This window comes from Bartonella sp. B30(2025) (assembly GCF_053793825.1).
In genome coordinates this window covers 253,671-266,543 of sequence record NZ_CP200034.1, presented here as the reverse complement: position 1 = coordinate 266,543, position 12,873 = coordinate 253,671, and the positions used below count along the sequence as shown (strand labels likewise).

General features: G+C 37.6%; 12 protein-coding genes. All 12 read right to left on the bottom strand.

Annotated features, from left to right (window positions below; translation table 11 throughout):
- Nucleotides 1-79: 79 nt before the first annotated feature.
- Nucleotides 80-541, bottom strand: a complete 462-nt coding sequence (locus tag V4P55_RS01110; RefSeq protein ID WP_455474580.1) for a type II toxin-antitoxin system RatA family toxin — start codon at nucleotides 539-541, stop codon at nucleotides 80-82.
- Between the two features lie 2 nt (nucleotides 542-543).
- Complete coding sequence (lipA, locus tag V4P55_RS01105) at nucleotides 544-1,506, bottom strand: lipoyl synthase (protein ID WP_455474578.1); 963 nt, start codon at nucleotides 1,504-1,506, stop codon at nucleotides 544-546.
- A gap of 72 nt (nucleotides 1,507-1,578) precedes the next feature.
- Nucleotides 1,579-3,039 (bottom strand): dihydrolipoyl dehydrogenase, encoded by a 1,461-nt coding sequence (gene lpdA / locus V4P55_RS01100; protein ID WP_455474576.1) that lies wholly within the window; start codon nucleotides 3,037-3,039, stop codon nucleotides 1,579-1,581.
- Between the two features lie 233 nt (nucleotides 3,040-3,272).
- Nucleotides 3,273-4,610, bottom strand: coding sequence for a pyruvate dehydrogenase complex dihydrolipoamide acetyltransferase (locus V4P55_RS01095; RefSeq protein ID WP_455474575.1), 1,338 nt, complete (start codon nucleotides 4,608-4,610; stop codon nucleotides 3,273-3,275).
- A 14-nt stretch (nucleotides 4,611-4,624) separates the two neighbouring features.
- Nucleotides 4,625-5,998, bottom strand: a complete 1,374-nt coding sequence (locus tag V4P55_RS01090) for a pyruvate dehydrogenase complex E1 component subunit beta (protein ID WP_455474573.1) — start codon at nucleotides 5,996-5,998, stop codon at nucleotides 4,625-4,627.
- Nucleotides 5,999-6,014: 16 nt separating this feature from the next.
- Nucleotides 6,015-7,055: a pyruvate dehydrogenase (acetyl-transferring) E1 component subunit alpha gene (pdhA, locus tag V4P55_RS01085; RefSeq protein WP_455474571.1), complete on the bottom strand. Its 1,041-nt coding sequence runs from the start codon at nucleotides 7,053-7,055 to the stop codon at nucleotides 6,015-6,017.
- Nucleotides 7,056-7,179: 124 nt separating this feature from the next.
- Nucleotides 7,180-7,512, bottom strand: coding sequence for an FtsB family cell division protein (locus tag V4P55_RS01080; RefSeq protein WP_455475088.1), 333 nt, complete (start codon nucleotides 7,510-7,512; stop codon nucleotides 7,180-7,182).
- Nucleotides 7,513-8,042: 530 nt separating this feature from the next.
- A complete protein-coding gene (locus tag V4P55_RS01075; RefSeq protein ID WP_455474570.1) occupies nucleotides 8,043-8,441 on the bottom strand; it encodes a TM2 domain-containing protein in 399 nt (132 codons plus the stop codon).
- 83 nt (nucleotides 8,442-8,524) lie between these two features.
- Complete coding sequence (locus V4P55_RS01070) at nucleotides 8,525-8,914, bottom strand: NINE protein (protein WP_455474568.1); 390 nt, start codon at nucleotides 8,912-8,914, stop codon at nucleotides 8,525-8,527.
- A gap of 87 nt (nucleotides 8,915-9,001) precedes the next feature.
- Entirely contained in the window at nucleotides 9,002-10,270 is a 1,269-nt protein-coding gene (gene eno / locus V4P55_RS01065) for a phosphopyruvate hydratase (protein ID WP_455474566.1), read from the bottom strand.
- A gap of 77 nt (nucleotides 10,271-10,347) precedes the next feature.
- Entirely contained in the window at nucleotides 10,348-11,184 is an 837-nt protein-coding gene (kdsA, locus tag V4P55_RS01060) for a 3-deoxy-8-phosphooctulonate synthase (protein ID WP_455474565.1), read from the bottom strand.
- Nucleotides 11,185-11,217: 33 nt separating this feature from the next.
- A complete protein-coding gene (locus V4P55_RS01055) occupies nucleotides 11,218-12,852 on the bottom strand; it encodes a CTP synthase (RefSeq protein WP_455474563.1) in 1,635 nt (544 codons plus the stop codon).
- Nucleotides 12,853-12,873 lie beyond the last annotated feature (21 nt).

Genomic DNA, 12,873 nt, shown 5'->3' with positions numbered 1-12,873 from the left:
CTGCATATCTAGATTTCATATTTTACAATCATAATTTATAAAATTTAAAACTTTTTATGCAACGCAATTAATTAATAAACTAGACTCTTAGAGAACCATAAATTTGATGAGCACGCATTTCAAAAGCATCGGTAAACTTGTGAAATGCAACATCAAACATTGAACCCATCATTAACCCAAGCATTTTGTTTTTAAATTCATAATCGATAAAAAATTCTACATTGCATGCATTTTTATTTTCGACATGATGAAATGCCCAGCGATTTTCAAGATATTTGAATGGACCATCAATATATTTAACTTCTATGAGACTTTTTTTCGGTTGAAGAAAGACTTGTGTCGTAAAAGTTTCTCGAATAATTTTATAACCAACCGTCATATCCGCGAGAAGCAATGTTTTGTCCTCATGCTTCTTCCGAGAACGTATCGTCAGTGCCTCACACATCGGTAAAAATTCAGGATAACGTTCAACATCTGAAACAAGATCAAACATTTCGTGGACACTATAGGCCATTTGCCGATGTGTTGTAAAAGTTGGCATAGTTATCTCTGTAAAGAAAATTTTTCATCACGCGCTTTTTGTAAAATTTTAAAGTCATCTCCTGCATGATGAGATGAACGCGTTAAAGGGTTGGAAGCCATATGCAAAAAGCCTTTCACTTTACCAATTTTAGCAAAAGATTCAAATTCTTCAGGAGGTACAAAACGAATAACCGGATGGTGCTTTCGTGTAGGCTGCAAATACTGTCCAATTGTCATAAAGTCAACATCAGCAGAACGTAAATCATCCATCAATTGCAGAACTTCATTTCGTTCTTCTCCAAGGCCAACCATAATTCCTGATTTTGTGAAAATCGTCGGATCAAGTTCTTTAACACGCTGTAACAACCGAATTGAATGAAAATAGCGCGCTCCTGGACGTACCTTTAAATATTTAGAGGGTACTGTTTCCAAATTATGATTAAAAACATCAGGTTTAGCATCTACAACAATCTCTAAAGCACCATCCTTATGTCGAAAATCAGGTGTTAGAACTTCAATTGTTGTTTGAGTAGCTTTCCGACGAATGGCATAAATAACTTTTGCAAAATGTCGTGCTCCACCATCAGAAAGATCGTCGCGATCAACAGATGTAATCACAACATGCTTTAATTTCATCTGTGCGACGGCATCCGCCACACGTTCTGGCTCATCATCATCAACTGCAAGAGGAACACCCGTCGCAACGTTACAAAAAGCACAAGCTCGTGTACATATTTCACCCAAAATCATAAAACTAGCATGCCGCTGGCTCCAGCATTCACCAATATTTGGACAACCTGCCTCTTCACACACCGTCACTAGTTTATTGGCGCGTACAATACCGTGTGTTTCCTTATACACTTTTGACGTTGGTGCTTTTACACGAATCCAATCAGGTTTTTTCTGAATAATTGTATCTGGACGATGCGCTTTTTCAGGATGACGCAACCTCTTATTCGTGACTCTATCAACAACCGTAACCATTTAAGCCTCTGTCTCGTAGATATGGAGCTTTAATGCAAATCTAAAAACAAGATTTTTCATGCAATGCAGTCATTAAGCATTCAAAACCTGACCATAAGCGTCCAATACACTTTCCTTCATCATTTCCGATAATGTTGGATGTGGAAAGACAGTATGCATCAACTCTTCTTCAGTTGTTTCAAGATTTATAGCAATAACAAAACCCTGAATTAGCTCAGTGACTTCTGCCCCTACCATATGCGCACCGAGAAGTTGTCCCGTTTTTTTATCAAAAATGGTTTTAACTAACCCTTGATCTTCCCCTAAAGCGATAGCCTTTCCATTAGCTGAAAAGAAATAACGACCAACACGGATATCATAACCTGCATCTTTTGCAGCCTTTTCTGAAAGTCCTACAGAAGCAACTTGCGGTGTACAATATGTACATCCTGGAATTTTTTTCTTATCAAGTGGATGAACATTTTTTAATCCGGCAAGACGTTCAATGCATATCACACCTTCTTCTTCCGCTTTATGTGCCAACATGGGAGGACCGGCAACGTCACCAATAGCATAAATACCTTCCACACCTGTCCAACTCCACTCATCAGTTACAATACATCCACGATCAGTCTTTATATTTAAAGTTTCTAATCCAAGATTTTCAATATTACCCTGAACTCCAACAGCCGAAATCAATCGATCAGCTGTGATTTTTTGTATATCACCTTTAATGTCAATATGCGCGGTAATAGAATCAGAAGATTTTTGAATCTTTGTAACCTTTGCTTCCGTAAAAATATGGATACCTTTTTTTTCCAACTGTTTTCGAGCAAATGTTGAAATTTCAGCATCTTCAGCTGGCATGATATGAGGCATCATTTCAACAACTGTTACCTCCGCTCCCATATCATGATAAAAAGAAGCAAATTCAATGCCAATTGCTCCAGAACCCATTACCAAAAGTGATTTTGGCATCGAGCTTGGAATCATAGCCTGAAAATAGGTCCAAACCAGCTTTTCATCTGGCTCAATGTTAGGCAGATAACGAGGACGTGCACCTGTTGCAATAATTATGTACTTTGCTTGATATGCCCCTTCTCCCAATGTTCCCTTAGGTACTGGGTTTTGTGGTTGCATAATCGGTTTAGAGGATGGAGAAACCATAATTTCTGCCGGCTGATTTCCTTTAGCTGCTTTAGTAAGCTTTGCTTCTCCCCAAATGATATCGATTTTATTTTTTTTCATCAAAAAACCAACACCAGCATTTAAACGTGCAGAAACTCCGCGCGAACGTGCTACGACATCCTTGATATTTGCTTCAACTGAGCCGTTCAACTTCAAACCATAATTTTCTGCATGTTCAGAAAAATGCTTTATTTCTGCTGAGCGTAAAAGAGCTTTTGTTGGAATACAACCCCAGTTTAAACAAATTCCACCTAAGTGCTCACGTTCAACAATTGCAGTTTTAAGACCACACTGTGCTGCACGAATTGCCGTTACATATCCGCCAGGGCCCGAGCCAATTACAATTACATCATAAAGATTTGCCACAGTCATTCCTCCATGGACATATAAAAAACGGATATAGGCTTTCTCAAGCTTGAGATAAAGAGAAAACGCAAAACCAATCTTCTAATCTCTCTCGTTTAATTAAGCTTCATATAAATGCTTTTACCAAATCAGAAAAGGTAACGACATTGCCATTTAAGCTCTTTAAATCCGCTTTTATTGTACTAACACACCACTATCATCACACACAATTATGTGAAACACTTTTAAAATGCTCAAATCAACATTGCCAATGGATTTTCAATCATTTTCTTAAAGGTTTGAGCAAGCTCTGCTGCTAACGCGCCATCAACAGCACGATGATCCACAGAAAGTGTGACCGACATGACTGTTGCAACGGTTAATGCACCCTTTTTAACAACAGCACGTTGTTCACCCGCACCAATTGCAAAAATTGTTGCATGTGGTGGATTAATAATAGCAGAAAAGCTCTTTACACCATACATTCCCATATTTGAGATAGCCGTTGTACCTCCCTGATATTCCTCCATTTTTAGCTTACGTTCACGTGCACGCTTTACAAAATCTTTCATCTCATTTGAGATTACCGACAGAGATTTCTTTTCTGCATGGCGGATAATTGGCGTAATCAGCCCATTCGGAACAGAAACAGCGACTCCAATGTCACAATGTTTGTGATGAAGCATCCCTTCTTCAAGCCATGACACATTAGCATCAGGAACAGTTTTTAAAGAAAGTGCCACAGCCTTAATAACCATATCATTCACTGAAATTTTATAAGCAGGTATAGATTCCTCCTGCATCTTCATCATCGGAGCAGCAGCATTTAATTGCGCACGTAACGCCAACAACGAATCGAGTTCACAATCTACTGTTACGTAAAAATGCGGAACTTTTTGTTTTGATTCAACTAAACGTCTTGCAATTGTTGTACGCATATTATTATGAGGTATAAATGTATATTCATCCTCTTTAAAAAGCTTCAGTACCTGCCTATCAGAAGAATCTGTAGCCATCTTCTGTGCAATTTGTGATGAAGAAGAAGCTTTCAAAACATCACCACTCATGGCTTTTTCTATATCACGCTGAATAATACGTCCGTGCGGACCGCTACCAGAAACAAGCGATAAGTCAAGACCTGCTTGAGCTGCTAACCGTCTCGCTAAAGGAGAAGCAAAAAAACGCATAGCTTTTCCATCTTGTTGAATTGGTCGCTGATTCTGATGTGATGATAAATGAGATCCCTGTGTTACTGCTTTAGAATCGGTCTGTTGCATATTATCTAATTTTTCGGCAGTAGACGAAGCAGACTTTTCTTCTGCTATTTTTGCAGCTTCAGCTACATCTTCGCCTTCCTCTGCTAAAACAGCAATTAAGGTATTAACCTTCACTCCCTGTGTTCCAACAGGAACAACAATTTTAGCAACCGTTCCCTCATCTACAGACTCTACTTCCATTGTTGCTTTATCTGTTTCAATCTCAGCGATAACATCTCCAGGAGAAACCTTATCTCCTTCCTTAACATTCCATTTCAACAAATTCCCTTCTTCCATCGTAGGAGAAAGCGCAGGCATCTTAATTTTAATGGGCATAGTGCTTTCCTCCGTTACGCTTTATAAGTTACAGCCTTAACGGCTTCAAGAATTTCAGCAGTGCTAGGTAAAGTCAATTTTTCAAGATTAGCGGCATAAGGCATAGGAACATCTTTACTAGCAATTGTAGCGACTGGCGCATCAAGATAATCAAAAGCCTGCTGCATAACTCGTGTTGCTATTTCGGTTCCAACAGATGATTGGGGATATCCTTCCTCTATTGTTACCAAACGACCTGTCTTTTTAACTGAAGCAATAATTGTCGGAAGATCCATCGGTCTAATAGTCCGTAAATCGATCAACTCTGCATCAATACCAAGCTTTTCAATTTCCGGCAACGTTTGAACAGCATAATGCACTCCAATTCCCCATGCCACAATTGTAACATCTTTGCCTGGTTTATGAATGCGTGCCTTACCAATAGGCAAAACAAAATCGTCTATTTGGGGAACTTCAAACTGATGACCATATAAAATTTCATTTTCAAGAAAAATAACAGGATTATCATCACGAATAGCAGCCTTAAGCAAACCTTTTGCATCTGCGGCGCTATAGGGCATAACAACTTTAAGACCTGGAATATGGCTATACCAAGAAGCATAACATTGAGAATGCTGAGCACCAACACGTGCAGCTGCACCATTAGGACCACGAAAAACCATAGGGGCAGACATTTGTCCACCAGACATATAACGCGTTTTCGCTGCAGAATTTATAATTTGATCAATCGCCTGCATAGCAAAATTAAATGTCATAAATTCAACAATAGGACGTAACCCCCCAAATGCAGCACCAACGGCTAACCCTGCAAAACCCTGTTCTGTAATTGGCGTATCGACAACCCGGCGCGCACCAAATTCTTCTAACAAACCTTGGCTCACTTTATAAGCGCCTTGATATTCTGCGACTTCTTCCCCCATCAAAAAGACCATTTCATCGCGTCGCATTTCTTCAGCCATAGCCTGATTAAGGGCCTCACGAACAGTCATTGAAACCATTTGTGTCCCCACAGGGATATCAGGATCAGCCATAACATCAAAATCAGGAGGTGTAGGTATAAATGAAGGAGAAGAGAAAGATTCTTTTCCAGATTTTTGATGATTATTTACAGAATCAGCAGCTTGCGAAATATTTTTAGCACTTTCACCTTCTTCTAATAATATAGCAATAACGCTATTAACCTTCACGCCTTCAGAACCTTCAGGCACCAAGATTTTACCAATAATACCCTCATCAACAGCTTCTACTTCCATCATTGCTTTATCTGTTTCAATCTCAGCAATCACATCACCAGAATTAACTTTATCACCTTCTTTTTTGAGCCATTTAGATAATTTACCTTCTTCCATCGTTGGCGAAAGTGCTGGCATCAAAACATTAATAGACATATTCGCTCCTCTCGCATCAAACTATAACATCTGTGTAGAGCTCAGAAACATCTGGCTCTGGATCATTTTGAGCAAACTCTACTGCATCAGCCACGATTGCACGTACCTCTTTATCAATAGACTTTAAATCGTCTTCGCTTGCCCAACTCTGTTTTAGGATACGATTCTTGACCTGATCGATTGGATCATGTTCCTCTTTTACTTTTTGAACTTCTTCTTTTGATCGATATTTTGCTGGATCAGACATGGAATGCCCTCGATACCGATAAGTTTGCATATCAAGAATAATCGGTCCCTTACCTGAACGCGCCCAAGAAATTGCTTCATCAGCAGCTCCCTTTACTACACGAACATCCATACCATCAACAACGATACCTGGAATTTCAAAAGAAATACCTCGACGAGAAAAATCTGTTTCCGCAGATGCGCGTGCAACTGACGTTCCCATAGCATATTGATTATTTTCAATAATATAAACAACAGGAAGTTTCCAAAGCGAAGCCATATTAAAACTTTCGTAAACTTGCCCCTGATTTGCAGCACCGTCACCAAAATAAACCAATGTTACATTATCTTTACCAAGATATTGATTCGAAAATGCTAAACCTGAACCAATTGGAACTTGCGCACCAACAATACCATGTCCACCATAAAAATGTTTTTCTTTGGAAAACATGTGCATTGAGCCACCTTTCCCTTTTGAAAAACCTCCTTGGCGCCCTGTTAACTCCGCCATTACACCACGTGGGCTCATGCCTACTGCCAACATATGACCATGATCACGATAAGATGTTATAATCTGATCCCCCTCTTTTGTAGCCATCAAAGTTCCAACGACAACAGCTTCTTGTCCTATATAAAGGTGACAAAAACCTCCTATTAATCCCATCCCATAAAGCTGTCCCGCTTTTTCTTCAAAACGACGTATCAAAAGCATTTCACGGTAAGCGTCAATTTCCTCTTTTTTTGTAAAATTAGCGGCTTGCGCTACTTTTGTAGCATTTGATAATGCAGGATAAGCTACCGATGCAGAATTTTTTTTCAGCTGTTCTGCCATATTAAACTCCCTTCTATGATTACTCAGGAATAACCTCTACGAACAAAAGTTACAAGCATTATCACCAAATTCAAATGACACTGTAGGACATATTTTAAATTAGACAGTTTAAATTAGGCAATTTTTATTCATTTTTAATACCAGAGAGAGAATTTAAAACTGTTAATTCATTGGGCTTAGAAAAATTTAGATTTTTTCTGATATATTCATCAAGCATATCCTTTTCAATATGCCCATCGCGTAAAAGAAAAATACGCCTTTCCATGAACATACGTTCATTTTTTGCTTTATGAAGCTCTTCTTCTAATTCAATAATATGCCGGTTGACTTCACTACGTGAAAACAATCCATACTCACCATGATAAATGTGATAACCAAAATAACTTAAAACCCCAACTGTTATAAGAGGTAATATAAAGCGCACTTTAGCCGATCTACGTTTCTGCTTTGTCCACATAAGATAGCACATTTTTTTTTAATAATTTGCATAAAATATGCATACCTTTTATTAATATCTCCTTACCCAACATAAATACCCAAACAACTGTTTTTTTCTCTTTAATTTCACGATAAAACTAGAAAATTTTATTAAAAACAAAATTATTTACCTGAAAACGAATAAAAAAAACAAGCATTAAAGTGCCTGTTCTAATCTTACAAAAATAAAAAGTTATGGATAAAAAATATACTAAAAATTCAAAAAAAGAACATAAGTACCACTTCTATCACTTTTATGATTTTAAGAGCAAAATAAATTTATGAACTAACACGATCACACGCAAAATCAGAGACATCACAAATCATCAGAAAAACTTTTCCTAACCGATTAAACTATGAAGAAATGACATACACATCATTATTATAATTCAATATGTATAAAAGGATATTCTTAATAATAATCTTCAGTTTATTATCTATTATCTATAAAATTGCATTTATGATTATTGCTAAAACTGTTAAATTAACCAATCACTTTAATTTATAAACTTATATTCTATGTCCATTTTTATCTGAAAATCTTCCAGCCACAATGAATATAAAATCAATAATAGCCCAAATTCCACTAATGACTAATCCAAAAACTGATAAAGATAAAAGAAGCATTAAAATACCTGTGCCAATTTTACCAACCATAAAGCGGTGAACACCAAATATACCAGCAAACCAGCAAACCAGCGCAATCAATATTCTTGATTGTTCTGAATGTTGAAATAATATTGGAAATACAGAAGTGACAGTATCCCCCTCATACACAAAATCAACAGTATCACCAATCCTAGGTGGCTTTTTTCCTAACCAATCCCAAGTTGCAAATTGATAACGCTTACCATCATCACCCGAAATGAGATAAATGCCCTGATCTTGACTAATAATTACGCCTCTCATTTTCACCACCTATAAAACGATCGTTTACATAATATAGAAACGATAATTTAAACTACCAATTCTTTTCACTTATGATTTTATTTCTATTTTTTTTTAGAAAACTCTCCTGTCGCAATAAGCACAAGATCAATAAACATCCAAACTCCACTAACGACCAACCCAATACCTGTCAAGGAGAAAATAAGCATTAAAACGCCTGTCCCAACTTTACCAACCATAAAACGGTGAATGCCCAGTAGCCCAAAAAAGAAACAAACAAAAAGAAGTGCTACTTTTGAATGCTCAGACTGTTTATTTTCCAATATTGGAAAAATAGAACTAATAACATCATCATTACATACAAAATCAACGGCATCGCCAACTTTTGGTGGAACTTTTCCTGACCAATCCATAAGCGAAAACTTATAACGCTTGCCATCATTACCAGAAACTAAATAAATTCCTTGTTCTTGATTAAGAATTATGCCTTTCATTTGTATCCCCTATACAACTTTTGCCAAAAACATTTATGAGATAATTGAATAATAATAATAAAAATTAGTACCTCATCTTTATAAACATTAACGATAAAAATGACCAATATAATGCGCCTGTTCTCCTAGCATTTCTTCAATGCGAATGAGCTGATTATATTTTGCTAATCTATCTGAGCGTGCAAGTGAGCCAGTTTTAATTTGCCCACAATTCGCTGCAACCGCAAGATCAGCAATAAAAGTATCTTCCGTTTCACCTGAACGATGAGATATTACAGCGGTATAACCTGCTTTATGAGCTGTGTCTATAGCATCAAGCGTTTCACTTAAAGTCCCAATTTGATTAACTTTAATAAGAATAGAATTGGCAACGCCCATTTTGATACCATCTCGCAAACGCGCTGAGTTTGTTACAAACAAATCGTCACCAACAAGCTGACATCTTTTGCCAATTGAATCAGTGAGTAGCTTCCAACCTTCCCAATCATCCTCAGCCATCCCATCTTCAATCGTAATAATTGGATAAGTTTTAACAAGTTGAGTTAAATAATCCACTTGCTCTTGAATATCACGGCACTTCCCTTCACCATCATAAAAATATGACCCATTTTTATAAAACTCTGTTGAAGCACAATCTAAACCAATAGCAATTTGCTCACCTGGCTTATACCCACACGCAATTATAGATTCCATAATAAAATCAATTGCTTGTTCAGCACTTTTCAATTGAGGTGCAAAACCACCTTCGTCACCAACATTCGTGTTATAACCTTTATCCTTTAGGCGTTTTTTTAATGTATGAAAAACCTCAGCACCATAACGCACAGCTTCTTTTAATGTAGGCGCCCCCACAGGAATAATCATAAACTCTTGAAAATCAATTAAGTTATCAGCATGGACACCACCATTAATAATATTCATCATTGGTGTTGGAAGAATATGCGCTTGGGTACCGCCAATATAACGGTACAAAGGTAAACGCAGCGATTCTGCTGCCGCTTTAGCAACAGCCAATGAAACACCTAAAATAGCATTAGCTCCAAGACGTTCTTTGTTTGGCGTTCCATCTAAAGCAATCATTGCTTGATCAATAGCTATTTGATTCCTTGCGTCTCTCCCACCAAGTTCCTCAAGAATTTCTCCATTTACCGCAGCAACAGCTTTTTCAACGCCTTTACCTTGATAACGTGTACCACCATCACGAAGCTCGACAGCTTCATGTGCCCCCGTTGACGCTCCAGAAGGAACAATAGCGCGGCCAACTTCCCCACTTTCCAAATAAACATCAACCTCTACTGTTGGATTACCTCGACTATCAAGTACTTCGCGCCCAATAATATCAACAATGATAGTCATACAATTTTCCTCATCTAACGTATATTCTTGTTCATTTTTAATTCCATAATGATGGAATATTCTTCATAATCGTATCTTCAATTTACCTTCTTCGATAAGGAGTCAAACTCCATTAAAGTCTCAAGTAATCTCTGTAAATTATCAATTTTAATCATATTAGGTCCATCAGAAGGCGCATTATCTGGATCTTGATGCGTTTCTAAAAAAATACCTGCAACCCCAACAGAAACAGCCGCACGTGCTAAAGTTTCAACAAATTGACGTTGTCCACCAGATGAATTACCATATCCCCCTGGCTCTTGAACAGAATGCGTTGCATCAAAAATTACAGGAGCTCCAAATGAACGCAAAACAGGCAATGAACGCATATCAGAAATAAGTCGATTATAACCAAATGATGTGCCCCGCTCACAAAGCATAACATTAGGATTACCACTTTGAGTAACTTTTTTTAATACATTCTCCATATCCCATGGCGCCAAAAATTGACCTTTTTTAATATTGATAACACATTTTGTTTTAGCTGCTGCTACTAAAAGATCTGTTTGACGGCATAAAAAAGCTGGTATTTGTAAAATATCCACCGTTGAAGCAACAGCAATACACTGCTCTTCTGTATGCACATCGGTTAAAACTGGACAACCAAATTCTTTTTTTAAATCAGAGAAAATATCTATCGCTTTTTCGAGGCCGATACCACGTGCAGCATTAAGAGATGTTCGATTAGCTTTATCGTAACTGGATTTATAAATAAACCTAATACCAACGTCATCTGCAATTGTCTTTATTCGACCAGCCATTTCAAAAGCATGATCTCGACTTTCCATCTGACATGGACCTGCAATTAAGGAAAGAGGCGCTTCATTTGCAAAAACAACATTCCCAACTTTTACAATGGCATTTGGTTGAAACATTTTATTCCTCAAAAGCAAATAAAAATTTACGAATTAAACTAATCTACTTTGTTCCAAAGTAGCTTCAATAAAAGAAGAAAAAAGTGGATGTGGATCAAATGGACGTGACTTCAATTCTGGATGATATTGAACGCCTATAAACCATGGATGGTCCGCATATTCTATCGCTTCTGGCAAAATACCGTCTGGAGACATACCAGAAAAGATTAAACCACACTGTTCTAACGTATCTTTATAATCAATATTCACCTCATAACGATGACGATGCCGCTCGTGAATCATTGTCATCCCATAAATTTTGGCAATATGACTACCTTCCATTAACTCAGCTGGAAAAGAACCAAGACGCATTGTCCCACCGAGATTTCCACATTTGGTACGTTTCTCAAAAACATCGCCTTTGATCCATTCTGTCATTAAACCTACAACGGGATTCTTTGTCTCTACCTGGCAAAACTCACTAGATGAAGCGTTCTCAATATGTGCAATATTGCGTGCAGCTTCTATACAAGCCAATTGCATTCCAAAACAAATACCTAAAAAAGGAACTTTTCGTTCTCTTGCAAATCGAATCGCTTTAATTTTACCTTCTGCACCACGCACGCCAAAGGCACCAGGCACTAAAACTCCATGGACTTTTTGTAAATAAGGAACAGGATCTTCTCTTTCAAAAACCTCAGCATCAATCCATTCAATATTAACTTTCACTTTATTGGCTAATCCACCATGCATAATTGCTTCTGTAAGAGATTTATACGCATCTTTTAAACCTGTATATTTTCCAACAACTGCAATGACCACCTCTCCTTCAGGGTGATGAATCCGCTGTACAATATCTTTCCAACGACCCATGTTTGGTTGAGGCGCTGTTTCAATTCCAAAAGCAGAAAGAACTTCGAAATCTAAACCTTCTTTATGATATGCTAAAAGAACATCATAAATTGTAGGCATATCTAATGCTTGGATAACTGAGCTTTGACGGACATTACAAAAAAGAGATAATTTGCGCCGCTCTGTTTCTGGAATAGGACGATCTGCACGCACCAATAAAATATCAGGAGCAATACCAATTGACTGCAACTCTTTAACAGAATGCTGCGTCGGTTTAGTTTTTAATTCACCAGCTGAATAAATGTAAGGCATTAATGTAAGATGTACATAAACGACACAATATCTTGGCAACTCGTTTTTAAGTTGACGAATTGCTTCAAGAAAAGGCATTGCCTCAATATCTCCAACTGTTCCACCTATCTCGCACAAAACAAAATCAAACTCTTCATTTCCCGCAGTAATGAATTTCTTAATTTCATCTGTAACATGAGGAATAACTTGAACTGTTGCCCCTAAATAATCACCACGTCGCTCTCGCTCAATAATATTACGATAGATACGTCCTGTAGTAATATTATCCTGATTATTTGCAGAGAGTCCAGTAAAACGCTCGTAATGTCCAAGATCAAGATCTGTTTCTGCACCATCGTCAGTTACAAAAACCTCACCATGTTGATAAGGTGACATAGTGCCTGGATCAATATTTAAATAAGGATCAAGCTTGCGGAGCCGTACACGATATCCGCGAGCCTGTAATAATGCAGCCAATGACGCTGCTGCGATGCCTTTTCCAAGGGAAGAAACCACACCACCAGTAATAAAAATATAACGTGCCATGGGCTTATGGTGATAAGCATT